General features: G+C 65.3%; 19 protein-coding genes and 1 pseudogene. 13 read left to right on the top strand and 7 right to left on the bottom strand.

Annotated features, from left to right (window positions below):
* Nucleotides 1-68: 68 nt before the first annotated feature.
* The gene (locus ACYCAX_RS05985) at nt 69-500 is read right to left on the bottom strand and encodes a GlcG/HbpS family heme-binding protein (protein ID WP_015476644.1); all 432 of its coding nucleotides are present in this window, start codon (nt 498-500) and stop codon (nt 69-71) included.
* A 339-nt stretch (nt 501-839) separates the two neighbouring features.
* Between ACYCAX_RS05985 and gcl the strand changes: the two genes are divergently transcribed.
* The 11 genes and pseudogenes from gcl to ACYCAX_RS05930 all read left to right on the top strand — a co-directional run bounded on the left by gcl (nt 840) and on the right by ACYCAX_RS05930 (nt 14,452).
* Nucleotides 840-2,615, top strand: coding sequence for a glyoxylate carboligase (gene gcl / locus ACYCAX_RS05980; protein ID WP_460247584.1), 1,776 nt, complete (start codon nt 840-842; stop codon nt 2,613-2,615).
* 93 nt (nt 2,616-2,708) lie between these two features.
* Nucleotides 2,709-3,491, top strand: coding sequence for a hydroxypyruvate isomerase (gene hyi / locus ACYCAX_RS05975; RefSeq protein ID WP_460247583.1), 783 nt, complete (start codon nt 2,709-2,711; stop codon nt 3,489-3,491).
* Between the two features lie 70 nt (nt 3,492-3,561).
* A complete protein-coding gene (locus ACYCAX_RS05970; RefSeq protein ID WP_460247582.1) occupies nt 3,562-4,452 on the top strand; it encodes a 2-hydroxy-3-oxopropionate reductase in 891 nt (296 codons plus the stop codon).
* Nucleotides 4,453-4,741: 289 nt separating this feature from the next.
* Complete coding sequence (locus ACYCAX_RS05965; RefSeq protein WP_460247581.1) at nt 4,742-6,013, top strand: glycerate kinase type-2 family protein; 1,272 nt, start codon at nt 4,742-4,744, stop codon at nt 6,011-6,013.
* Nucleotides 6,003-7,433, top strand: a complete 1,431-nt coding sequence (gene pyk, locus ACYCAX_RS05960) for a pyruvate kinase (protein ID WP_015476639.1) — start codon at nt 6,003-6,005, stop codon at nt 7,431-7,433. The genes ACYCAX_RS05965 and pyk overlap by 11 nt, the downstream gene beginning before the upstream one ends.
* Nucleotides 7,434-7,860: 427 nt before the next feature.
* On the top strand, nt 7,861-8,763 hold the full coding sequence (locus ACYCAX_RS05955) for an urea transporter (RefSeq protein ID WP_015476638.1): 903 nt from the start codon (nt 7,861-7,863) through the stop codon (nt 8,761-8,763).
* A gap of 383 nt (nt 8,764-9,146) precedes the next feature.
* The gene (gene sstT, locus ACYCAX_RS05950; RefSeq protein ID WP_041711853.1) at nt 9,147-10,391 is read left to right on the top strand and encodes a serine/threonine transporter SstT; all 1,245 of its coding nucleotides are present in this window, start codon (nt 9,147-9,149) and stop codon (nt 10,389-10,391) included.
* Between the two features lie 204 nt (nt 10,392-10,595).
* The gene (locus ACYCAX_RS05945) at nt 10,596-11,594 is read left to right on the top strand and encodes a sulfate ABC transporter substrate-binding protein (protein ID WP_015476635.1); all 999 of its coding nucleotides are present in this window, start codon (nt 10,596-10,598) and stop codon (nt 11,592-11,594) included.
* Nucleotides 11,595-11,920: 326 nt separating this feature from the next.
* Nucleotides 11,921-12,163 (top strand): annotated as a pseudogene (locus tag ACYCAX_RS05940) (helix-turn-helix domain-containing protein); the annotation flags it as partial.
* A 161-nt stretch (nt 12,164-12,324) separates the two neighbouring features.
* The gene (locus ACYCAX_RS05935) at nt 12,325-12,909 is read left to right on the top strand and encodes an HD domain-containing protein (RefSeq protein WP_015476633.1); all 585 of its coding nucleotides are present in this window, start codon (nt 12,325-12,327) and stop codon (nt 12,907-12,909) included.
* A gap of 151 nt (nt 12,910-13,060) precedes the next feature.
* Nucleotides 13,061-14,452, top strand: a complete 1,392-nt coding sequence (locus tag ACYCAX_RS05930; protein ID WP_015476632.1) for an adenylate/guanylate cyclase domain-containing protein — start codon at nt 13,061-13,063, stop codon at nt 14,450-14,452.
* 374 nt (nt 14,453-14,826) lie between these two features.
* Here the strand turns inward: ACYCAX_RS05930 and ACYCAX_RS05925 are convergent, their stop codons facing one another.
* Nucleotides 14,827-16,128 (bottom strand): dicarboxylate/amino acid:cation symporter, encoded by a 1,302-nt coding sequence (locus ACYCAX_RS05925; RefSeq protein WP_460247580.1) that lies wholly within the window; start codon nt 16,126-16,128, stop codon nt 14,827-14,829.
* Between the two features lie 372 nt (nt 16,129-16,500).
* Between ACYCAX_RS05925 and ACYCAX_RS05920 the strand changes: the two genes are divergently transcribed.
* A complete protein-coding gene (locus tag ACYCAX_RS05920; protein WP_015476630.1) occupies nt 16,501-17,502 on the top strand; it encodes an AraC family transcriptional regulator in 1,002 nt (333 codons plus the stop codon).
* A 260-nt stretch (nt 17,503-17,762) separates the two neighbouring features.
* On the opposite strand, the gene ACYCAX_RS05915 is transcribed toward ACYCAX_RS05920, so the two are convergent.
* From ACYCAX_RS05915 to ACYCAX_RS05895, 5 genes are all read right to left on the bottom strand, one after another.
* Nucleotides 17,763-19,106 (bottom strand): ATP-binding protein, encoded by a 1,344-nt coding sequence (locus ACYCAX_RS05915; protein WP_015476629.1) that lies wholly within the window; start codon nt 19,104-19,106, stop codon nt 17,763-17,765.
* Nucleotides 19,103-19,780: a response regulator gene (locus ACYCAX_RS05910; protein WP_015476628.1), complete on the bottom strand. Its 678-nt coding sequence runs from the start codon at nt 19,778-19,780 to the stop codon at nt 19,103-19,105. The genes ACYCAX_RS05915 and ACYCAX_RS05910 overlap by 4 nt, the downstream gene beginning before the upstream one ends.
* A 56-nt stretch (nt 19,781-19,836) precedes the next feature.
* Nucleotides 19,837-20,448, bottom strand: a complete 612-nt coding sequence (locus ACYCAX_RS05905; RefSeq protein WP_294977733.1) for a hypothetical protein — start codon at nt 20,446-20,448, stop codon at nt 19,837-19,839.
* 381 nt (nt 20,449-20,829) lie between these two features.
* On the bottom strand, nt 20,830-22,023 hold the full coding sequence (locus tag ACYCAX_RS05900) for a lytic murein transglycosylase (RefSeq protein ID WP_294977731.1): 1,194 nt from the start codon (nt 22,021-22,023) through the stop codon (nt 20,830-20,832).
* 11 nt (nt 22,024-22,034) lie between these two features.
* A complete protein-coding gene (locus tag ACYCAX_RS05895; RefSeq protein WP_294977729.1) occupies nt 22,035-22,709 on the bottom strand; it encodes a polysaccharide lyase family 7 protein in 675 nt (224 codons plus the stop codon).
* 166 nt (nt 22,710-22,875) lie between these two features.
* On the opposite strand from ACYCAX_RS05895, the gene ACYCAX_RS05890 reads away from it, so the two are divergent.
* The gene (locus ACYCAX_RS05890; protein ID WP_460247579.1) at nt 22,876-23,667 is read left to right on the top strand and encodes a dienelactone hydrolase family protein; all 792 of its coding nucleotides are present in this window, start codon (nt 22,876-22,878) and stop codon (nt 23,665-23,667) included.
* Nucleotides 23,668-23,678: the final 11 nt, after the last annotated feature.

The following is a 23,678-nucleotide window of genomic DNA, read 5'->3' as shown; positions in this document are numbered from 1 at the left end:
TTCGCGAGCAAGCTCGCTCCTACAAAAGCATCCGGCGCGCGGCGAGCGCGCGCCCTTCCCTTCGTCGATCAGCCCGCGTCGGCCACCAGGCCCAGCGCCTGCACGCCACGGATCGCGCACTGCTCGTCGACATCCGAGAGGTCGCCGCTGATACCGATGGCGCCGATCACTTCATTGGCCTGATTGCGGATCAGCACGCCGCCCGGCGCCGGCACCACGTTGCCTTGCGCCAGGGTATTCACCGCCGCGATGAAGGACGGGCGCTGCTGCGCGTCCGCCGCCAGCACGCGCGACGACTTGCCCAGCGCCACGGCGCCCCAGGCCTTGCCGATGGCGATCTGCGGACGAAGCATGCTCGCGCCATCCTCCCGTTGCAGGGTCACCAGGTGTCCGCCGGCATCCAGCACGGCAATGGTCAGCGGCGCGGTGGACAGTTCGCGACTGGCGGCCAGGGCCTGGCGGGTGATGTCCAGCGCGGTTTCCAGACTGATGGTGCTCATGAGGTGTTCCTCTTCAAGGTTGATAAATCGGAGGTACGGACGGCGCTGGCAAATCGCCCGCAGACATCCGCATCAGAAATCTGTACGCAATCTAGTAGCCGAACGCCCCGCCCAAAGCAACACAAAAGGACAATGAGCACCTATTTTTGTATACATTTTTTCAAACAATAGTTTGACTTATGGATCAGCTTTTAAATTAACTATCTGATTTATATAGATTTTTAACAAAAATGACTCTTCAGTTCCTCGTATACAACTCGTCTTGACCTTCGCAACAGAGCCTGCCTAGAATCGCCTCAACTTTTGTACACAATCAGTATAAGAACCGAGGAACAAAATATGGCCAGAATGAGAGCAATCGAGGCTGCCGTACTGGTGATGCGTCGCGAAGGCGTCGATACCGCCTTCGGCGTGCCGGGCGCCGCCATCAACCCCATGTATGCGGCCATGAAGAAACTCGGCGGCATCGATCACGTCCTGGCCCGCCACGTCGAAGGCGCGTCGCACATGGCCGAGGGTTACACCCGCACCAACGCCGGCAACATCGGCGTGTGCATCGGCACCTCCGGCCCCGCTGGCACCGACATGGTCACCGGCCTGTACTCGGCCTCCGCCGACTCCATCCCGATTCTCTGCATCACCGGCCAGGCGCCTCGTGCACGCATGCACAAGGAAGACTTCCAGGCCGTGGACATCACCAGCATCGTCAAGCCGGTGACCAAGTGGGCGACCACCGTTCTGGAACCGGGCCAGGTGCCCTATGCCTTCCAGAAGGCCTTCTATGAAATGCGCAGCGGCCGTCCGGGCCCGGTGCTGATCGACCTGCCGTTCGACGTACAGATGGCCGAGATCGAATTCGACATCGACGCCTACGAGCCGCTGCCGGTGAACAAGCCGAAAGCCACCCGCGCCCAGGCCGAAAAAGCCCTGGCCCTGCTCAACGACGCCGAGCGTCCGCTGATCTGCGCCGGCGGCGGCATCATCAACGCCGATGCCTCCGACAAGCTGGTCGAGTTCGCCGAACTGACCGGCGTACCGGTAGTCCCGACCCTGATGGGCTGGGGCACCATCCCGGATGATCACCCGCTGATGGCCGGCATGTGCGGCCTGCAGACCTCGCACCGCTACGGCAACGCCACCGTCCTGGAGTCGGACATGGTGCTGGGCATCGGCAACCGCTGGGCCAACCGCCACACCGGTTCGGTCGACGTCTACACCGCCGGCCGCAAGTTCGTCCACGTGGACATCGAACCGACCCAGATCGGCCGCGTATTCACCCCGGACCTGGGCATCGTGTCCGACGCCAGCTCCGCTCTGGACGTGTTCCTCGAAGTGGCCCGCGAGTGGAAAGCCGCCGGCAAGCTGAAGGACCGCAGCGCCTGGGTCGACGCCTGCCGCGAGCGCAAGCGCACGATGCAGCGCAAGACCCACTTCGACAACGTGCCGGTCAAGCCGCAGCGCGTCTACGAAGAGATGAACGAGTTCTTCGGCAAGGACACCTGCTACGTCAGCACCATCGGTCTGTCGCAGATCGCTGGCGCGCAGTTCCTGCACGTCTACAAGCCGCGCCACTGGATCAACTGCGGCCAGGCCGGCCCGCTGGGCTGGACCATTCCGGCAGCGCTGGGCGTGGTCAAGGCCGACCCGAGCCGTCAGGTCGTCGCGCTGTCGGGCGACTATGACTTCCAGTTCATGATCGAAGAACTGGCCGCCGGTGCGCAGTTCAACCTGCCGTACATCCACGTACTGGTGAACAACTCCTACCTGGGGCTGATCCGTCAGGCGCAGCGTGGCTTCGACATCGACTACTGCGTGCAACTGGCGTTCGACAATGTCAACGCGCCGGAACTCAACGGCTACGGCGTGGACCACGTCTCCGTGGTCGAGGGCCTGGGCTGTAAGGCGATCCGCGTATTCGACCCGAACCAGATCGGCGCCGCCTTCGCCCAGGCTCGCGAGCTGATGCAACAGCACCGCGTACCGGTTGTGGTGGAAGTCATCCTGGAGCGTGTCACCAACATCTCCATGGGTACCGAGATCAACGCGGTCAACGAGTTCGAGGAACTGGCGCTCAAGGGTATCGACGCGCCGACCGCCATCTCGCTGCTGGATTGATCCCCGCGGGAGAGGCGCCGCAAGGTCCTCTCCCCTGACCCTCTCCTTGCGAGAGGGGGCTGTTCGAGCAACACGCCATCAAGGAGTCACACAATGCCCCGTTTCTGCGCCAACCTGTCCATGCTGTTCACCGAGGTGGACTTCCTCGACCGTTTCGACGCCGCCGCCAAGGCCGGTTTCAGCGGTGTCGAGTACCTCTTCCCGTATGACGTCGAGGCCGAGGTGATCAAGGCCCGCCTGGACGCCAACAAGCTGGAACAAGTGCTGTTCAACCTGCCCGCCGGCGACTGGGCCAAGGGCGAGCGCGGTATCGCCTGCCACCCGGATCGCGTCGAGGAATTCCGCGCCAGCGTGGACAAGGCCATCGCCTACGCCAAGGTGCTGGGCAACAAGCAGGTCAACTGCCTGGCCGGCATCCGCCCGCAGGGTCATGACTGCGCCACCATCGAGAACACCTTCCTGAACAACCTGGAGTACGCGGCGGGCAAGCTCGAAGCCGCGGGCATCAAGCTGGTCATGGAAATGATCAACACGATCGACATTCCCGGCTTCTACCTGCAGACCACGAAGCAGGCCCAGGACATCCGCGAGAAGGTCGGCAGCGCCAACCTGTTCCTGCAGTACGACATCTACCACATGCAGATCATGGAAGGTGACCTGGCGCGGACCCTCGAGAAGAACCTCGCCTCGATCAACCACGTGCAGTTGGCCGACAACCCCGGCCGCCACGAGCCGGGCACCGGCGAGATCAACTACCGCTTCCTGTTCGAGCACCTGGACCGCATCGGCTACCAGGGCTGGATCGGCTGCGAATACAAGCCCAAGACCACCACCGAAGCCGGCCTCGGCTGGCTGAAGAGCCACAACGTCATCTGATTCCGCTCGCAGGCGCGGTGGGTACGCACCGCGCCAGTCAGCCCAACAAGAACAACCAGGAGAATTCCTCATGGCCAAAATCGGATTCATCGGCACCGGCATCATGGGCCTGCCCATGGCACTGAACCTGCAGAAAGCGGGTCACCAGATCTTCGTTTCCACCCACCACGATGCAGCCCCGGCCTCCCTGGTAGAAGCCGGCGCCGTCGCCCTGGCCACCCCCAAGGAAGTCGCCCAGGAAGCCGAATTCATCATCGTGATGGTTCCGGACACCCCGCAGGTCGACGACGTACTGTTCCGCAAGGACGGTATCGCCGAAGGCGTGGGCCCGAACAAGGTCGTGATCGACATGAGCTCGATTTCCCCCACCGCCACCAAGACCTTCGCCGAGAAGATCAAGGCCACCGGCGCCCAGTACCTGGACGCCCCGGTCTCCGGCGGTGAAGTCGGCGCCAAGGCCGCTTCCCTGAGCATCATGGTCGGCGGCTGCCCGAACACCTTCGAACGCGCCCTGCCGCTGTTCCAGGCCATGGGCAAGAACATCACCCGCGTCGGCGGCAATGGCGATGGCCAGACTGCCAAGGTAGCCAACCAGATCATCGTCGCCCTGAACATCCAGGCCGTCGCCGAAGCCCTGCTGTTCGCCGCCAAGAACGGCGCCGATCCGGCCAAGGTGCGTGAAGCGCTGATGGGCGGCTTCGCCTCCTCGCGTATCCTCGAAGTGCACGGTGAGCGCATGGTCAAGGGCACCTTCGATCCGGGCTTCCGCATCAGCCTGCACCAGAAGGACCTCAACCTGGCCCTGGCCGGCGCTCGCGAACTGGGCCTGAACCTGCCCAACACCGCCAACGCCCAGCAAGTGTTCAGCACCTGCGCGGCCATCGGCGGCAGCAACTGGGACCACTCCGGCCTGATCAAGGGCCTGGAGCACATGGCCAACTTCTCGATCCGCAAGGACTGAGAATCGGCGGATGAAGCGTTCCGCTTCATGCGCCCTACGAGGTACGCCAACGTAGGGCGCATAACGCCAAAGGCGTTATCCGCCACAGAGCAAAGTGACAGGCGAAGTTATGGGAGTGACGTCGCCCGTCACGCTGCAAAGCGACTCGAACACCCGGCCGGAGGGAATCACGGCCTCGCCGGCCGGGGCGTTCGAATCCATCGCTGAGTCTTCTGCGCGCAGAGAACCTTCTGCCCCGCAGAAGCCTGAGTCATGGATACACCACAACAAGAATCACGGGAGCCCCGTCATGAGCCTGGACCCACGCGCCTTCCTGCGCGAGCTGTTCGACACCGCCATCGCCGCCGCGCATCCGGCCCAGGTACTGGCGCAGCATCTGCCCACCGACCAGGGCGGCCGCACCATCGTCATCGGCGCCGGCAAGGCCGCCGGGGCGATGGCCGAAGTCGCCGAGAAGCACTGGAACGGCCAGGTCCAGGGCCTGGTCGTGGCGCCCTATGGCTACGGCGCCGATTGCCGCAGCATCGAAGTGGTGGAAGCCTCGCACCCGGTGCCGGACGATGCCGGCGAGCGCGTTGCGCGCCGCGTGCTGGAGCTGATCAGCGGGCTGACCGAGAACGACCGGGTGATCTTCCTGCTCTCCGGCGGCGGCTCCGCCCTGCTCGCCCTGCCGGCCGACGGCATCAGCCTCGACGACAAGCGCAGCGTGAACAAGGCGCTGCTCAAATCCGGCGCCGCCATCAGCGAAATGAACTGCGTGCGCAAGCACCTCTCGGCCATCAAGGGCGGGCGTCTGGCCCGCGCCTGCTGGCCGGCCAGCGTGTACACCTACGCAATCTCCGACGTCCCCGGCGACGAGGCCACGGTGATCGCCTCCGGCCCCACCGTGGGCGACCCGACCACCTCCGCCGACGCCCTGGCGATCCTCAAGCGCTACGCCATCGAGGTTCCGGCGAACGTGCGCGCCTGGCTGGAAGACCCGCGCTCGGAAACCGTCAAACCCGGTGACGAGTGCCTGTCGCGCAGCCACTTCAAGCTGATCGCCACGCCCCAGCACGCCCTCGATGCAGTGGCCGCCAAGGCCGAAGCCGCCGGCATCCCGGCGCTGATCCTGGGCGACCTGGAAGGCGAATCCCGCGAGGTCGCCAAGGTCCACGCCGGCATCGCCCGGCAGATCCGCAAGCATGGCCAGCCGCTCAAGGCGCCGTGCCTGATCCTCTCCGGTGGCGAGACCACCGTGACCGTGCGCGGCAATGGCCGTGGCGGACGCAATGCAGAATTTCTCCTCAGCCTCACCGCCGACCTCAAGGGTGAACCGAACATCTGGGCCCTGGCGGGGGACACCGACGGCATCGACGGCATGGAAAGCAACGCCGGTGCCCTGATGAGCCCGTGCAGCTACAGCCGCGCCCTCAAGGCCGGCCTGAATCCGCTGCACGAGCTCGACAACAACAACGGCTACGGCTTCTTCGCCGAACTGGGCGACCTGGTGATCACCACGCCGACCCGCACCAACGTCAACGACTTCCGCGCCATCCTGGTCCTCGAAAATGACTCCTGATAAAAAAGTAAAGATCCTCGCCACCCTGGGCCCGGCGATCAAAAGCCGCGACGACATCCGCGCCCTGGTGGAAGCCGGCGCCAACCTGTTCCGTCTGAACTTCAGCCACGGCGAGTACGGCGACCACGCCCAGCGTTTCGCCTGGGTCCGCGAAGTGGAAGCCGAGCTGAACTACCCCATCGGCATCCTGATGGACCTGCAGGGCCCGAAACTGCGCGTCGGCCGCTTCGCCGAGGGCGCGGTGCAGCTGGAAAAGGGCCAGAGCTTCACCCTGGACCTCAGCGACGTGCCGGGCGACGACAAGCGCGTCAACCTGCCCCACCCGGAAATCATCCAGGCGCTGGAGCCGGGCATGAGCCTGCTGCTGGACGATGGCAAGATCCGCCTGCAGGTGGTCAACGCCCACAGCGATGCCATCGAGACCCGCGTGATGAACAGCGGCGAGCTGTCCGACCGCAAGGGCGTCAATGTGCCCGAAGCCGTGCTCAAGCTCAGCCCGCTGACCGCCAAAGACCGCCGTGACCTCGAGTTCGGCCTGGAACTGGGCGTGGACTGGGTCGCACTGTCCTTCGTGCAGCGTCCAGAAGACATCGAGGAAGCCCGCGCGCTGATCGGCGACAAGGCCTTCCTCATGGCCAAGATCGAGAAGCCGTCGGCGGTGCAGTCCATCGAAGCCATCGCCCGCCTGGCCGACGCCATCATGGTCGCCCGTGGCGACCTGGGCGTGGAAATGCCGGCCGAGAGCGTGCCGGGTATCCAGAAGCGCATCATCCAGGTCTGTCGCCAGCTCGGCCGCCCGGTGGTGGTGGCAACCCAGATGCTCGAATCCATGCGTTTCTCCCCGGCGCCGACCCGCGCCGAGGTGACCGACGTCGCCAACGCCGTCAGCGAGGGCGCCGACTGCGTGATGCTCAGCGCCGAAAGTGCCTCCGGACAGTACCCGCGTGAAGCGGTGGAAATGATGGCGAAGATCATCCGCCAGGTGGAAGCCGAACCGGACTACCAGGGCCAGCTCGAACTCAACCGCCCGGAGCCGGACGCCACCGTCTCCGACGCCATCAGCTGCGCGATCCGCCGGATCAGCCGCATCCTGCCGGTCGCGGTGCTGGTGAACTACACCGAGTCGGGCGCCTCGACCCTGCGTGCCTCCCGCGAACGGCCCAAGGCACCGATCCTCAGCCTGACGCCGCAGCTCAAGTCCGCCCGCCGCCTGACCGTGGCCTGGGGCGTCCATTCGGTGGTCAACGCCCAGCTCGCCCATGTCGACGAGATCTGCTCCACCGCCCTGGACATCGCCCTGGCCCAGCGCATGGCGCGCCGTGGCGACACCGTGGTGATCACCGCCGGCGTACCCTTCGGCCAGCCGGGCAGCACCAACATGCTGCGCATCGAGACTGTCGCACCGGCGCTGGAAGGTTAAGCGTTGGAAGAGCGCCCTCACCCCAGCCCTCTCCCTCGGGAGAGGAGCGGGTTGAAGGGAACTGGCTGACAGGAGAAACACCGAGTTCAGGAGCCACGCAGCTGCAAGCGTGCCTCCGCACCGAGTCACTCCCGGACGGACGGGGCCGGGAATACGGGGCCGCGTCCCCGTCCGTCCGGGTTTGACCTTGCTATTGAATACTTGAGCACCGAATGCTTGTCGGTCCATGCCCCCCACGCAGCAACTCCCAATGCTGGTCATGGAATTTCGAGGCTGTCAGCGGCTACCCCGCCGACAGCCTCTTTTCTTTTCAACCGTATGGCGCGGCCCCGTATGCCGGCGTCACAAGATGCTCTACGTTGCGCCGCCTCGACGCGCCCGGCCCGAGACGCAACCGAGCCCCAGTTTCCAACCACCCTGTAGCACCATGCCACTCATTCAGTTCGCTCGTACCCGGCTGATCGGATTCGGTCAGATCTACCTGCAGGCCGATGCCCGCTTCGGCCTGATCCTGCTGCTCAGCATCGCCTGGTCGGCGCCGCGCCTGTTGCCCGGCGCGCTCCTCGGTGCCCTGCTCGGCCCGCTCGCCGCGCGCTTCCTGCGCGTAGCGCAGGCGGACATCGACGCCGGCCTGCACGACTACAACCCGATTCTCGTCGGCCTGCTGCTGCCCTTCCTGTTCCAGTGGTCGCCGGCGATGCTGGCGCTCTGCGTCGCGGCCATCCTCGGTTCCGTGGCGCTGCAGGCCGGGCTGCTGCGCCAGTCGCGCCTGCGCTTCGGCCTGCCGGCCTATACGCTGGCCTTCGTGCTGCCGGGCTGGATCAGCGCGGCACTGGGCAAGACCATCGGGCTGGCGCCCGCGACGGGGCTGGGTTGCCTATCCTGCAACCTGGTCAATCCTTACCTGGACTCCACGGTGCTGGGCTTTGGCGAAGTGATCTTCCTCGGCGAACCGCTGGCCGGCCTGACCATCGCCCTCGGCCTGCTGCTGGCCGACCGTCGCGCTGCCTTCTGGGCCCTGGCCGGTGCCGCCAGCGCCCTGCTGATCGCACCGCTGTTCGGGCTGCCGGCCGCCTCCACGCAAGCCGGCCTGCTCGGCCTGAACGGCGCGCTGGCCGGCATCGCCCTGTCGCCGCGCTACCGCGCTCCGCTGGCGCCGCTGTGCGGCATCCTGCTCGCCGTGCTGCTGCAGCCCGGCTTCGCGCTGATCGGCCTACCGGCCTTCACCGCGCCCTTCATCTTCGCCTGCTGGCTGGTGATCCTGGGGCAGCGCCTGCTGTCGGTGCTGCTGCGTAACCCGCCCACGGAAAAGGTCGGGCCGCGTCCATAGTCAGCCGGCCACCTCCTTCAGCGAGGGATCGCGGCCACGCATTTCGTGAAATACCAGGCACCGGGTAACGGCTACCCGGCCCATGCCGGGGACAACTTCCAGGTGACCACGCGCGGCACGGTGCTGCCGGTCGCCGATATCGATCCGGGTCCCGGGGGCATTCCGCGAACCGGGCTGGGCCCGGCGCGATTCACGCGGCGACCGTCATGGATCAATACCGGTCCGCGTGCAGGCGTCCAGACTGCGCCCCGATGCCTGCCAGAACGGACGCTGGCCGCTCAATCGACGGGTAACCGCGCATTTCCCCATCGCAGACGGCATAATCCGCCCCCTTCCGTACCCGGTAGCGGGTGCGATCCCATTCCAACGCAGCGAACGATGTCATGACTCTTCCAGCCCCCACCTTCCTGCAACGACTCAAGCACACCAGCCTGGTCATGCGGATTTTCATCGGGATGCTCGCCGGCATTGCCCTGGCGCTCCTGTCGCCGGAGGCGGCCAAGGCCGTCGGCCTGCTCGGCAGCCTGTTCATCTCGGCCCTGAAAGCCGTCGCACCGGTACTCGTACTGGTGCTGGTGATGTCCTCCATCGCCAACCACAAGCAAGGCCAACGCACGCATATCCGGCCGATCCTGCTGCTGTACCTGATCGGCACCTTTTCCGCCGCGGTGGTCGCGGTGATTGCCAGCTTCGCCTTCCCCTCCAACCTGGTGCTGCACGCCCCCACCAGCGAACTGACGCCTCCCGGCGGTATCGGGGAAGTCCTGCGCGCGCTGCTGTTCAGCATCACCACCAACCCGGTGAAGGCACTGCTGGAGGCGGACTTCATCGCCATCCTGGCCTGGGCCATCGGCCTGGGGATCGCCCTGCGACACGCGCGGCAGAGCACCCGCGACCTGCTCGAGGACATGGCCAGCGGCGTGACCCTGATCGTCCGCGTGGTAATCGCCTTCGCCCCGCTGGGCATCTTCGGCCTGGTAGCCAACACCCTCGCCGAATCCGGCTTCGACGCGCTGCTCGGCTACCTGCACCTGCTGGCCGTGCTGCTGGGCTGCATGCTGTTCGTGGCACTGGTGGTGAACCCGCTGATCGTCTTCAGCAAGATCCGCCGCAACCCCTACCCGCTGGTGCTCACCTGCCTGCGCGAGAGCGGCATCACCGCCTTCTTCACCCGCAGCTCGGCGGCCAACATCCCGGTCAACCTGCAACTGTGCGAGCGCCTGGGCCTGCATGAAGACACCTACTCGGTGTCGATCCCGCTGGGCGCCACCATCAACATGGCCGGCGCGGCCATCACCATCAGCGTGCTGACCCTGGCGGCGGTGCACACCCTCGGCATCGCCGTGGACCTGCCCACCGCCATCCTGCTCAGCATGGTCGCCTCGATCTGCGCCTGCGGCGCCTCCGGCGTGGCCGGCGGTTCGCTGCTGCTGATCCCGCTGGCCTGCGGCCTGTTCGGCATCTCCAGCGAGGTGGCGATGCAGGTGGTGGCGGTCGGCTTCATCATCGGCATCCTCCAGGATTCGGCGGAAACCGCGCTGAACTCCTCCACCGACGTGCTGTTCACCGCCGCGGCCTGCATGGCCGAAGGCGACACCGACAGCCCAGAGGCCGGCGAACGCGCCTGACCCCGGCCGGGACGGCGGAGCACCCCGCCGTCCCGTCAATCCTCCCCGATTTTCGATCCGCGCCCTGTCCGGCAGCCTGATGACGCTGCACATTCCGGCTGCCCGCATGCGCGGATGAATAAGCAAATAGCCTTTAAGTATTTAATCGGCATATAACCCGACGGCATAATTCACCCCCAACAACACTGCCAAAAGGATCGGATTGTGAAACGACTGTTCAGCGCCTCGCTGCTCGCCGCCGGCCTCGCCCTGGCCTCCGCAGCCCAGGCCGCCCAGCCGCTGCTCAACGTCTCCTACGACGTGATGCGCGATTTCTACAAGGACTACAACGCCGCCTTCCAGAAACATTGGCAGGCGGAGAAAGGCGAGAACATCGTCATCCAGATGTCCCACGGCGGCTCCAGCAAACAGGCTCGCGCGGTCATCGACGGCCTGCCGGCCGACGTCATCACCATGAACCAGGCCACCGACATCGACGCCCTGGCCGACAACGGCGGCCTGGTGCCCAAGGACTGGTCCGCGCGCCTGCCCAACAACAGCGCACCCTTCACCTCCGCCACCGTGTTCATCGTGCGCAAGGGCAACCCCAAGGCCCTGAAGGACTGGCCGGATCTGATCAAGGACGGCGTGCAGGTCGTGGTGCCGAACCCGAAGACTTCCGGCAACGGCCGCTACACCTACCTCTCCGCCTGGGGCTACGCGCAGAAACACGGCGCCGATGAAGCCAAGGCCAAGGAATTCGTCGCCCAGCTGTTCAAGCACGTACCGGTGCTGGACACCGGCGGCCGCGCGGCGACCACCACCTTCATGCAGAACCAGATCGGCGACGTGCTGATCACTTTCGAGAACGAAGCCGAGATGATCGCCCGCGAATTTGGCCGTGGCGGCTTCGAAGTGGTCTACCCGAGCGTATCCGCTGAAGCCGAGCCACCGGTGACCGTGGTGGACAAGGTGGTCGACAAGAAAGGCTCTCGCGCACAGGCCGAGGCCTACCTGAAGTACCTGTGGTCCGACGAGGGCCAGACCATCGCGGCGAACAACTACCTGCGCCCGCGCAACCCGGAAATCCTCGCCAAGTTCTCCGACCGCTTCCCGAAAGTGGACTTCTTCTCGGTGGAGAAGACCTTCGGCGACTGGCGTACCGTGCAGAAGACCCACTTCGCCGACGGTGGTGTGTTCGACCAGATCTACACCCCGAACTGATCCGGGGCATGACGTAGGAGCGCCCTCCGTCCGCGATCCGGCCCAAAGCCAGCGTTCGCCCCATCGCGGACAAAGTCCGCTCCTACAAAAACACGAAAGCCGGAGCTGCTCAGCAGCTCCGGCTTTTTTATTGCCTTTCGTAGGAGCGAGCTTGCTCGCGAACCCGCCCCACTCCAGAGCGGCCGGGAAATCCGTTCGCGAGCAAGCTCGCTCCTACAGGGTGTGGCCAATCGACGGGCCGCAGTCCGGAGGATACCTCGCGTCATCCCTTCCAACCGACCTCGCGCAACGCCGCCAGCAGACGCTCCGCACCCAACGCCGGCGTGGCGGTGCAGGTACGCGACGCCGTGAGCCACTTCGGCGCCGGCGTGCTCTCCGAACGCGAGCTGGAGATCGCCCGGCTGATCCTGCGGGGTTACTCCTCCAAGGCCATGACCGAGCGCCTGGCGATCTCGCCGGAGACCATCAAGGTCCACCACCGCCACCCGTACAACAAGCTCGACATCTTCTCGCAGCCGGAGCTGTTCTCGCTGTTCCTGCAGTCCCTGGGGCACGACCCGCAGAACCCCCAAGAGGCCTCGCCAGCCATCGGCGCGGCTGATACCGCGCCATTCGCGCCCACCGGGACACCCCGCTGGCGCCCTGGGGACACTACCGCGCGCCGTCCGGGCTTCTAGACTGGAGCAGTGCCATCCAGCCCCTCCCACAACAATCACAAGAGCACAGCCCGATGAACGCACGCGCCCACTTCACCCATATGGAAGACGGCAGCGCCGAAGACTGGGCGATCATCGCCAAGGACTTCGCCCACTACGCCACCCTCCTGCCGGACCGCATCCTCACCCACCTGCGCCTGCTCGACGGCGACTTCGGCGGCTTCCCGGTGGACCGCCTGACCCACTCGCTACAGACCGCCACCCTGGCCCACCGCGACGGTCGCGACGAGGAATACGTGGTCTGCGCCCTGCTCCACGACATCGGCGACACCTTGGGTTCGTTCAACCACGCCGACATCGCCGCGGCCATCCTCAAGCCCTTCGTCAGCGAAGAGAACCTGTGGATGATCGAGAAACACGCGATCTTCCAGGGCTACTACTTCTTCCACCACCTGGGCCTGGACCGGCACCTGCGCGAGCAGTTCAAGGACCACCCACAGTTCGAACAGACCATCGAATTCTGCGCACGCTACGACGCCGCAGCCTTCGATCCGGATGCCGAAGTGCTGCCCCTGGAGTTCTTCGAACCCATGCTGCGCCGGGTCTTCGCCCAGCCCCGCCGGTCGATCTACCGCAAGCCCGACGGCAGCATGGCCTGACCCGCGCCGAACCCGCGGCAGCCCGCGACGACGAGTGGCGAACCGCCACTGGCCCAGCGGGCTGCGCATGGAATAAGATCCCTACACCCGCAATCGCGTGGGAGGCGTCAATCAGGATTGCGCCGAAACTAACCAGGGACTTTTCCTGCGCATGAAGCCTATTGTCACCGAGCGTTCCGACGGCACGCTCACCCCCGCCCCCCTGCGCGAATACCATTCCCGCGTGCTGGCCTATATTGCCGTCGCCGCAACCATCACCGCCGGCACCTTCAGCCAGCACTTCGGCTACGACATCCTCTGGATGGTCCCCTACGCCCTGCTCTACCCGCATCTTGCCCAGCAGTTGAGCCGCCGCTTCAAGCACGACCACCCGCAGCGCACCCGCCTGATCCTGATGTTCATCGATGCCGTGCACGCCGGCGCCGCCACCGCGCTGATGGGCTTCTCGGAAGTGCCGAGCCTGATGCTGGTGCTGGTGCTGGCCTTCTCCTCGCTGATCATCGGCGGCCTGCGCTCCCTCGGCCTGGTCCTGCTGGTCATGCTCAGCGCGTCGGTGTTCACCGCGGCCCTGCTGTCTCCGGCCTACAAGGGCGGTACGCCGACCGTCGTGGCGTTGATCAGCGTGCTGTTCTCCACCCTGTACATCTGCATCACCGCCTTCTTCGTCCATCAGCAGGGCCTGCGCCTGGGCCTGGCCCGCGTGGAGATCGCCCGCGAACAGGAGAAGGCCGCGCGGCTGGCCAACAACCTGGCCAAGTACCTGTCGCCGCAGGTGTGGGAATCGATCTTCAGCGGCAAGAAGAGCGTGCGCCTGGAAACCCAGCGCAAGAAGCTCACGGTGTTCTTCTCCGACATCAAGGGCTTCACCGAGCTGTCCGAGGAACTGGAGGCCGAAGCCCTCACCGACATGCTCAACAACTACCTGAACGAAATGTCGAAGATCGCCCTCAAGTACGGCGGCACCATCGACAAGTTCGTCGGCGACTGCGTGATGGTGTTCTTCGGCGACCCCGCCACCCAGGGCGCGCGCAAGGACGCCGCCGCCGCGGTGTCGATGGCCGTGGCCATGCGCAAGCACATGAAGGTCATGCGCCAGCAATGGCGCGCCCAGGGCATCACCAAGCCGCTGGAAGTGCGCATGGGCCTGAATACCGGCTACTGCACCGTGGGCAACTTCGGCGCCGAGACGCGCATGGACTACACCATCATCGGCCGCGAAGTGAACCTCGCCAGCCGCCTGGAAAACGCTGCCGAGGCCGGCGAAATCCTCATCAGCCACGAGACCTACTCGCTGGTCAAGGATGTGCTGATGTGCCGCGACAAGGGCCAGATCACGGTGAAGGGCTTCAGCAAGCCGGTGCAGATCTACCAGGTGGTCGACTTCCGCCGTGACCTGGGCTCCAACCCCAGCTTCATCGAGCACGAAGTGCCGGGCTTCTCCATGTACCTGGACACCAACAACGTGCAGAACTACGACAAGGAACGGGTCATCGAGGCGCTGCAACAGGCCGCCGAGAAGCTCAAGGACAAGATCATTCTCTGATCCTTCCAACGCAGGCCGCCCGGCCTGCGCGCCGTCTTCGCCTGGCTGGGCCCGTGCCGGGAAGTATGGCGCTTTCCCGAGGAGCGCAAGGCTACGCCTTGCATCGCGGACAAGGTCCGCACCTACGGGAGCGCACGGTGCCGGCCGATGAGCGTAGCAGCGGACTCCGTCCGTGATACCCCGCCACGAGCCCCAACCTGTAGGAGCGAGCTCGCTCGCGAACCACCCGGCTCCGGAGCCGCCGGATAAACCATTCGCGGCCAGAAGCCGCCGACACACCCCATCAGCCCATAAAAAAGCCCGCTCAAATGAGCGGGCTGGAATGGCTCCGGTGCTTCACGTTCACCGGGCCGAATTGCTCGTTGGGACACTCATCAGGAAGGCTGAAGCTCCACGGAGTTGCCCGGGCCAGCGGCCAGTTCTTTGGACAGGGTCTTCTCGTCCAGCTGCTTGCACCACTTGGCGACCACGAGGGTAGCCACGCCATTGCCCACCAGGTTGGTCAGCGCGCGGGCTTCGGACATGAAGCGGTCGATACCCAGGATCAGCGCCAGCCCCGCAACCGGCAGGTGGCCCACGGCGGACAGGGTCGCGGCCAGCACGATGAAGCCCGAGCCGGTGACGCCGGCGGCGCCCTTGGAGGCGATCAGCAACACCACCAGCAGGGTGATCTGGTGGGAGATATCCATCGGCGTGTCGGTGGCCTGGGCGATGAACACGGCCGCCATCGTCAGGTAGATCGAAGTGCCGTCCAGGTTGAACGAGTAGCCGGTGGGAATCACCAGGCCGACGACGCTCTTGTCGGCGCCCAGCTTCTCCATCTTGGCGATCATGCGCGGCAGGGCCGACTCGGAGGACGAAGTGCCCAGCACGATCAGCAACTCCTCGCGGATGTAGGAGATGAAGCGCAGGATGCTGAAACCGTGATAGCGGGCAATGCTGCCGAGCACGACCAGCACGAAGAGGATGCAGGTGATGTAGAAGCACAGCATCAGCTGGCCGAGCTGCACCAGCGAACCCAGGCCGTAGGCGCCGATGGTGAAGGCCATCGCGCCGAAGGCGCCGAGCGGAGCGACCTTCATGATCACGTTGATGATGTTGAACATCACGTGGGTGATGCGATCGATGAACTGGAACACCGGCTGGCCGTAATCGCCCAGGCGGTGCAGCGAATAGCCGAACAGCACCGAGAAGAACAGCACCTGCAGGATGTCGCCATTGGCGAAGGCGCCGACCACGGTGTTCGGGATCACGTTCATGAAGAACTCGATGGTGCTCTGCTTCTCACCGGACGCCACGTAGGCCGTCAGCGTGGCGTTCTTGCTCATTTCGGCGGTGAGGCTGGCAACGTCGGCGTGCATGCCGGCACCCGGCTGCACGACATTGACCACGAACAGGCCGATGAGCAGCGCGATGGTGGAAACGATTTCGAAGTACAGCAGCGCCATGCCGCCCGTCTTGCCCACGGCCTTCATGCTCTGCATGCCGGCGATGCCGGTGACCACGGTACAGAAGATGATCGGCGCGATGGCCATCTTGATCAGTTTGACGAAGCCATCGCCCAGCGGCTTCATCAGCTTGGCGGTATCGGGATAGAAGTGGCCCAGCGCGATACCGATGGCGATGGCGATCAGCACCTGTACGTACAGGCTCTTGTAGAAGGGTTGCTTGGTCATGGCAGCTCTGTCCTCACGGGCATGCACTCCCGCCGGGGGAGGCAATACCGAACGCGTTATCTCCCTGCACTGGGAGAATTTGTTTTCAGGGCATGCCCACAGGCAAGCCTTGAGCGCTTATCGCAAGTGCTGTGCCAGACCGTTAAAAATCAATCTAATCCTTTATTTTCAATAACTTGCCATTAAAGACACGGTACGCAGGCAGCCAGAAATGGCGGAAACCCGCCTTCCGGCTGGCGGATTTCCCGCCCTCTGGCGGGTATCCGCCAGGGCCTTCGTACCGTAGTGTAGAGCCCCGCGACGGCTCCCCAACGACGGCCCGGACACACCGCGCGCACGAATGACGCACGGACAGAACAACAAGGACTCCCCATGCGAGAACGCACCATTGCCAGCCATTTCATCCGCGCCGCCGTGCAGGGTGCTCGGCGCCAGGGGCTGGATACCGCGCGTCTGCTGCGCGATGCCGGTATCGCCCAGGCGGTGCTCGACGAACCCCGCGCACGGATCGACCCCAGCCAGCTCACACGGTTGATACAGTGCTTGTGGGAGGCGCTGGACGACGAGTACATGGGGTTTGGCAACGTCCCCAGCAAACGCGGCACCTTCGCCATGATGTGCAACGCCATCATCCATTGCCGCACGCTGGAGAAGGCGTTGATCCGGGGCATACTGTTCTACGGCCTGTTTCCCGGAGCCCCGTCGATCCACCTGGTCCGCGAGGGCGACCGGGCGCGCCTGACCCTGGACGGACGCCACCTGCACGACCCCGACCACTTCCTGACCGAGAGCCTGCTGTTGATCTGGCACCGCCTGGCCAGTTGGCTGATCGGCCAGCGTATCCGCCTGGAAGAAGCCACCTTCAGCTACCCCGCGCCGGAGCACCAGGCCGAGTACGACCTGCTGTTCCCCTGCCCACGCCGCTTCGCCGCCGACAGCACCAGCCTGCTGCTGCCGGCGCGCTACCTGGACATGCCGCTGCTGCAGGACGAACGCACGCTCAAGCATTTCCTCAAGGACTCTCCCGCCGACCTGCTCGCCCGTCCCGACGGCGGCGACAGCCTGACCAGCCAGATCCGCCGCCTGCTTGGCCGCGACTGCCGCAATTGGCCGGACCTGGAGCAGGTCGCCGCGCAACTACACATGAGTCCGCAGACCCTGCGTCGTCACCTGCGCGAAGAAGGGCCGAACTTCCAGGAGCTGAAGGACCAGTTGCGCCGCGACCTGGCGATCTACTACCTGGGGCGCGACGAACTGTCGATCCAGGACATCGCCGACCAGCTCGGCTTCTCCGAGCCCTCGGCCTTCCACCGGGCGTTCAAGAAATGGACGGGGCTGACGCCCGGCGCCTACAGGGCGCAGCAGGGGGAATAGCTCGGTTTCAACCTGTAGGAGCGCCGGCGCCCAGGCCGCAGGGCGCATAACCCGGAACGGATTATCCGCCGATTGCTCTCGCGGCGGATAACACTGGCGCGTTATGCGCCCTACGACCTAAAACGAGGCTCCGGTGCGTGGGCGTTCGCGAGCAAGCTCGCTCCTACGAAGAGCGGGCCCTGCATAGCGGTCTTCGGCAGCACAGGTCGACCGGCTTTCTGTAGGAGCGAGCTCGCTCGCGAACCCGCACCGGCGCCCGATCACCCCGGCAGGCGAATCCGGAAGCACGCCCCACCCAACTCGGAATCCTCCAGCGCCAGTTCGCCGTCGTAGCTGTCGATGATGTCCTTCACCACCGCCGTGCCGATGCCCTGGCCGGGGTGCTGGGTGTCCAGGCGTTCGCCGCGCTTGAGGATACGCTCGCGCTGGCTGCCCGGAACGCCGGGACCGTCGTCCTCGACGACGAGCTCGAAGAAACGGCCCTGCTTGCGGGCGCTGACCTTTACTGTCGTCAGGCACAGGCGGTAGGCGTTTTCCAGCAGATTGCCGAGCATTTCCAGCAGCGCGCCCTGCTCCAGCGGCAGGGCGAATCCCTCGGGCATGTCGCGCTCCAGCAGCACGCGCTTGTCGCGGTAGACCTTGTCCAGCGCCCCACTGAGGGTGTCGAGCAAGGGTTCGAGCGCCGCACGATGCCGGATCAGGCCGCTCTTGCGCAGGCTGGCGCGCTGCAACTGGTAGCCGATCTGCTGGCTCATGCGCTCGATCTGAGTCTGCAGCACCTGCACCTGCTCGCGGTTCTGCGGCTGCGCGGCGAGGTTCTCGCTGACGCCCTGCAGCACCGCCAGCGGCGTCTTCAGGCTGTGGGCGAGATCGCCCAGGGAATTGCGGTAGCGCTCGCGCTGGGCGCGCTCGCTGTCGAGCAGGCGGTTCAGCGAACCGGTCAGGCGCAGCATCTCGTCCGGGTGCTCATCGCTCAGGCGCTCACGCTCGCCAGCCTCGATCTGATCCAGCTCGGCACGCAGCCCGCGCATCGAGCGAAAGCCCCAGCTCAAACCGAGCCAGAGCATCCCCAGCAGTACCAGCAGCGCTCCGCCCAGCCACACGTAGAGCTGTTCGCGGAAACCCCGTACCAATTCGCGGAAGTCGCTCTCCGGCTGCATGGTGACAATGCTGTAGGCCGCCTGCGTCCCCCCGAGCAGGTCGATTTCCACGTCGTAGACGAAAAATTCCTGGCCGGAGCGATCGCGGATGCGCGTGAACTCGTCGACCAGGCCATCGTACTTGGGGACATACTCCACGCTCTCATCCTGCGCCGAGGTGGAGCGCCAGACCAATCGGCCATTCTGGTCGTAGATGTAGCCCAGCAGCTTGGATTCGGGGAGGTTGAAATCCTCCACCGGCAAATGGTCCGGCATGCTCAGCCGCCCGCCCTCGATGCGCGCCGCCGACACCAGCGTCGCCACATCGGCCGCCAGGCGCTGCTGGATGGCGTTCTCCAGGGCAATGCTGAAAGCCCGCTGCAGCGCCGGCAGCAAAGCCGCCATGAACAGGATGGCAAGCGTCGCCGCGCCGATCATCAAGCGCAGGCGCAGCGAACGAATCATTTGCACAACTCGTTGAAGATATAGCCCTGGCCACGCACCGTATCGATGGGCTTGAAGCCGGGCGCCATTTCCAACTTGCGGCGCAGGCGGCCGACCAGCACCTCGATCACGTTCGGATCGCGCTCGTCGTCATCGGGGTAGAGCTGCTCGATCAGCCGCTCCTTGGCCACCACCTGCTGGTGATGTCGCATGAGATATTCGAGGATGCGGTATTCGAAGGCGGTCAGTTGCAGCGACTCGCCATTGACCAGCGCCTGCTTGCGGTTGAGGTCGAGGAGCAGCGGGCCGGCCTCGATGCTCGACTGGGAAAAGCCGCTGGAGCGGCGCAACAAGGCATTCAGGCGCGCCTCCAGCTCCTCGAACTGGAAGGGCTTGACCACGTAGTCGTCGGCGCCGGCGGCCAGGCCTTCGACCTTGTCCTGCCAGTTGCCGCGCGCGGTAAGGATGAGGATCGGGAAGGTCTTGCCCTGGCTGCGGAACTCGCGGATCAGGTCCAGGCCGCTCATGCCCGGCAAGCCCAGGTCGATCATCGCCAGGTCGTGGTGGTATTCGCTGGCGCGGTACAGCGCCTCTTCGGCATCGGCCACGGCATCGACCACATGGCCTTGTTCGCCGAGCCGGGTGTACAGGTGATGGCGCAGCAGCGCCTCGTCTTCCACCACCAGCAATTTCATGCGCGTGCTCCCTGAGTCAGGCAACCGGGCCACGCGAGGCCCGGTTACGGTACCGGTCAGAACCTGTAGTTGGCGCCCAGGTAGAACTGGGAGCTGCTGTGCAGGTCAAGGGATCCCACCTTGCTGCCACCGTGCGGGCTCATCTCGGTACTCGCGTTGCTACGCAGGTAACGGTAGCCGCCTTCCACGGATGCGTTCTTGCCGAGTTCCTGGAGGATACCGGCTTGGGCGCCGATGGCGTAACCCACATCGCTGTCGCGGCTGTAGCCCTTGGAGTCCTGCTCCAGCTTGACCAGGCCGGCGGTGCCGCCGCCGAACAGCCTGGTGCCCTGGTCGCCCAGCGGCAGGAAGGCGTCGTAGCTGCCGAGCAGGTTCTGCTGGCGCAGCTTCAGGCCGCTGTCGGTATCGGAAACGTTCTCGTAGGTGACGTAGTAGCGGCCCTGTTCCATCTGCTGGCCGGCGCGAACGCCCCAGGTACCGCTGTTGTTGATCACGCTGTCGAATTTCGGGTTGCCGAGGTTGCGATTCAGCGCGTCGGATTTCTGGATGTTGTTGCTGGTTTCGCCCCAGGTCATACCGACGAAGGTGTCGGCGGCGCTGGCCGCAGTGGCGGCGACACTGGCACCGAGGATGGCACTGGCGAGGGCGATTTTCTTCATGGTTTTCATGGGGATTCTCCCGTCAAGGATCTGCGTAATGGGTTGACGGGGAAAAGGTTACGAGGAGGGTACTGAACGGAACCTGTCGGGGCGCTGAACCCAAGCTGAACGAGCTGGATGAAGGAAACCGCCAGCAGCTTTCGTAGTAACGGACCTTGTCCGCGATGGGACTTTTCGCGAGCATCGATGCCTTGGGTTCGCGAGCAAGCTCGCTCCTGCAGTCTTGCTCCATGCTCTTTGTAGGAGCGAGCTTGCTCGCGAACCAGAACCAGAACCAGAACCAGAACCAGAACCAGAGCGGCACGGAGCGTCCTTTGCGGACAAGGTGCTCTTACGAGAGACAAAAGCCCCGGCTTGCGCCAGGGCTTCGGACCGCCAGAACGGTATCGCCTACCCGCTCTTCAATGCCTTCAGGATCTTCTGCCCTGCCCGCCCATCCGCGGGCGTCAGGCCGCGCTTGCGCTGCTCTTCCTGGATCGCCCGGCGCGTCATGTCGCCGATCATGCCGTCGGCCTTGCCGATGTCATAACCGCGCTGGATCAGCAACTCCTGCAACTCCTTGCGCTGCATCCGGCTCAGCCCCGGATCGTCGGTCGGCCAGGATGCGCGCAGCCCAGGCTCGCCACGCAGGCGGTCGGACAGCAGGGCAATGGCCAGCGCGTAGCTCTCCGCCGCATTGTAGGAATAGATCGCATCGTAGTTGCGCAGTACCAGGAAAGCCGGCCCCTGCGCCCCGGCCGGCAGCAGGATGGCCGCCCTGGAGTTCAGGTTCGGGATCGGCTGGCCATCGATACGCTTCACACCGCGCGCGCTCCAGTCGGCAATCGGCCGGCGCTTGGTGCGCCCGGCCAGCGACGCATCGAAGCCCGCCGGCAGCTTCACTTCGTACCCCCAGGGCTGGCCTTCGCGCCAACCCGACTTGCGCAGGTAGTTGGCGGTGGACGCCAAGGCATCGGCGGTGCTACCCACCAGGTCGCGGTGGCCGTCGCGATCGAAGTCCTCGGCGATGCGCGCGTAGGTGGACGGCATGAACTGCGTCTGGCCGAAGGCGCCGGCCCAGGAGCCGGTGATGCCGCTGTCGCGGATATCGCCGGCCTGCAACAGCTTGAGGGTGGAGATGAACTCGCCCTGGAAGAATGCCTGGCGGCGCCCATAGCAGGACAGCGTCGACAGCGACACCAGCAGCGGCCGCTTGCCAGTGATGCGCCCGTAATCGCTCTCCACGCCCCATACCGCCACCACGGCGGCCGGATCGACGTGGTAGCGCGCGGCGACCTTGCGCAGCAGATCGGCGTGCTCGGTCATCATCGCCTTGCCGTCGGCCACGCGCTGTTCGTCCACCAGCCCCGCCAGGTAATCCCAGATCGGCGTGGTGAATTCCGGCTGCGCATCGAGCAACGGGAGCACGCTCATGTCCGCCTGCAGGCCCTGGGTGAAGCGCGCGTAGCTGGCCGCGCTGACGCCGCTGGCCTGGGCCTTGTCCTGCAGGCGGTCCAGGCAGGCGCCGAAGTCATCGCCCGGCGCCGCCTGCGCCAGCGCGACCGGCAGCAGGAGGGAAAGGGCCAGGGAAATGCGCACTGCCATGAAAGACATCCTCATTGGTGGTAGATCGTCAGGTTACTGAAGGTGGCCCGGCCACCCTCGCTCGCGGGCCCGCGATTGTCCTGCAGATAGAGCCCGGCCTTGAAGTACAGGCCCTGGAAGGCCCACTGTGGGTTCAACTGCTGGGTCACGTGGCCGTCGTTGACCTGGACGGTCAACAGCCCGCTGCGCGACACGCCCAGCCGGTAGCTGAACGCCTCGCCCAGCGGAAGGCCTTCGTACACGGTGTAGGTGCGGGTGGAGACATCATCGGGATGCTCGCGCACCAACGCCTGCACGCGCCCCAGGTTCAGACGCTGCTGGTAGACCAGCTTCACCAGCGGCAGTGCCTCGGCGCTGTTGCTGCCGTTGCTGTGGATCTGCCCGATCACCATGCGCCGGGTAGAGGGAACCGCATCGATCCGCAAGGTGGCCACCAGCAGGTTATTGTCGGCCTTCGGGTAGCGCCAGAACGACAACGCGCCGTTGGGCGCGGTCTCGCGCAGCTCGGTCCGTGGGTATTCGCTGCCGTTGGTGTGCGCGCCGTTGACCGGCACCCAGATTTCCACGCCGTTGACGCTGCGCTGGAAGTAGGGGCTCTGGTAATCGCGATTCAGCCTCGCGGTGGAAATGGTCGCGGCGGGGCCGCGCTGGGGAGTGGTCAGGTTCCAGGTACTGAGGTCCAGCATCAGCCAATCGCTTTCCGGGGTCGGGGAGTGGCGCCAAGGGTAGACGAGGCCATCTTACATTTCATCCATCGCCGCAGGATTGAACGGTTGTCCCTGCGCCGGGCAGGTGCCGCAGAAGCGACTATCTTCTCAGGGCCACCTTCGGCCACCGCCACGGAGAACCCCCATGCGCCTGCTCACAGCCCTGCTGCTGTTCGCGTTCGCCGCCAGCGCCGGCGCCGCGATCAAGACCCAGGAAATCCCCTATCAGTCCGCCGACGGCACGAAGATGGTCGGCTACTACGCCTACGACGACGCCAAACCCGGCATCCGTCCCGGCGTACTGGTGGTACACGAATGGTGGGGGCTCAACGATTACGCCAAACGCCGCGCCCGCGACCTCGCCGCGCTGGGCTACAGCGCGCTGGCCATCGACATGTACGGCGGCGGCAAGCACACCGAGCACCCCAACGACGCCAAGGCCTTCATGAGCGAAGCGCTGAAGAACGCCGACGCCGCCAAGGCACGCTTCCAGGCCGGCCTCGACCTGCTGAGGAAACAACCGCAGACCGACCCGGGCAAGATCGCCGCGATCGGCTACTGCTTCGGCGGCAAGGTGGTGCTGGACATGGCCCGCACCGGCCTGCCGCTGGCCGGCGTGGCGAGCTTCCACGGCGTGCTGGCCACCGATACGCCGGCACAGCCGGGCGCGGTGAAGGCGAAGATACTGGTCGAGCACGGCGGCGCCGACACCCTGGTGCCGGCAGAAAGCGTCGCCGCCTTCAAGGCCGAGATGGACAACGCCAAGGCCGACTACACACTAGTCGTGCTGCCGGGCGCCAAGCACAGCTTCACCAACCCGGACGCCGACATGCACAAGGGCCACGGCCTCGACGTGGGCTACGACAAGGCCGCCGACCAGAAGTCCTGGGCGGACCTGCAGGCGTTCTTCAAGGAGCTCTTCGACGAGAAGTCCTGAGCGCAGCACAA

It is taken from the genome of Pseudomonas sp. MT3 (genome assembly GCF_054720805.1).
This window is presented reverse-complemented; position numbering and strand designations above follow the sequence as displayed.

Bases quoted from the DNA above. Each gene is read 5' to 3' on its own strand.
- ACYCAX_RS05985 (WP_015476644.1), bottom strand. From the start codon at position 500: ATGAGCACCATCAGTCTGGAAACCGCGCTGGACATCACCCGCCAGGCC.
- gcl (WP_460247584.1), top strand. From the start codon at position 840: ATGGCCAGAATGAGAGCAATCGAGGCTGCCGTACTGGTGATGCGTCGC.
- hyi (WP_460247583.1), top strand. From the start codon at position 2,709: ATGCCCCGTTTCTGCGCCAACCTGTCCATGCTGTTCACCGAGGTGGAC.
- ACYCAX_RS05970 (WP_460247582.1), top strand. From the start codon at position 3,562: ATGGCCAAAATCGGATTCATCGGCACCGGCATCATGGGCCTGCCCATG.
- ACYCAX_RS05965 (WP_460247581.1), top strand. From the start codon at position 4,742: ATGAGCCTGGACCCACGCGCCTTCCTGCGCGAGCTGTTCGACACCGCC.
- pyk (WP_015476639.1), top strand. From the start codon at position 6,003: ATGACTCCTGATAAAAAAGTAAAGATCCTCGCCACCCTGGGCCCGGCG.
- ACYCAX_RS05955 (WP_015476638.1), top strand. From the start codon at position 7,861: ATGCCACTCATTCAGTTCGCTCGTACCCGGCTGATCGGATTCGGTCAG.
- sstT (WP_041711853.1), top strand. From the start codon at position 9,147: ATGACTCTTCCAGCCCCCACCTTCCTGCAACGACTCAAGCACACCAGC.
- ACYCAX_RS05935 (WP_015476633.1), top strand. From the start codon at position 12,325: ATGAACGCACGCGCCCACTTCACCCATATGGAAGACGGCAGCGCCGAA.
- ACYCAX_RS05930 (WP_015476632.1), top strand. From the start codon at position 13,061: ATGAAGCCTATTGTCACCGAGCGTTCCGACGGCACGCTCACCCCCGCC.
- ACYCAX_RS05925 (WP_460247580.1), bottom strand. From the start codon at position 16,128: ATGACCAAGCAACCCTTCTACAAGAGCCTGTACGTACAGGTGCTGATC.
- ACYCAX_RS05920 (WP_015476630.1), top strand. From the start codon at position 16,501: ATGCGAGAACGCACCATTGCCAGCCATTTCATCCGCGCCGCCGTGCAG.
- ACYCAX_RS05915 (WP_015476629.1), bottom strand. From the start codon at position 19,106: ATGATTCGTTCGCTGCGCCTGCGCTTGATGATCGGCGCGGCGACGCTT.
- ACYCAX_RS05910 (WP_015476628.1), bottom strand. From the start codon at position 19,780: ATGAAATTGCTGGTGGTGGAAGACGAGGCGCTGCTGCGCCATCACCTG.
- ACYCAX_RS05905 (WP_294977733.1), bottom strand. From the start codon at position 20,448: ATGAAAACCATGAAGAAAATCGCCCTCGCCAGTGCCATCCTCGGTGCC.
- ACYCAX_RS05900 (WP_294977731.1), bottom strand. From the start codon at position 22,023: ATGGCAGTGCGCATTTCCCTGGCCCTTTCCCTCCTGCTGCCGGTCGCG.
- ACYCAX_RS05895 (WP_294977729.1), bottom strand. From the start codon at position 22,709: ATGCTGGACCTCAGTACCTGGAACCTGACCACTCCCCAGCGCGGCCCC.
- ACYCAX_RS05890 (WP_460247579.1), top strand. From the start codon at position 22,876: ATGCGCCTGCTCACAGCCCTGCTGCTGTTCGCGTTCGCCGCCAGCGCC.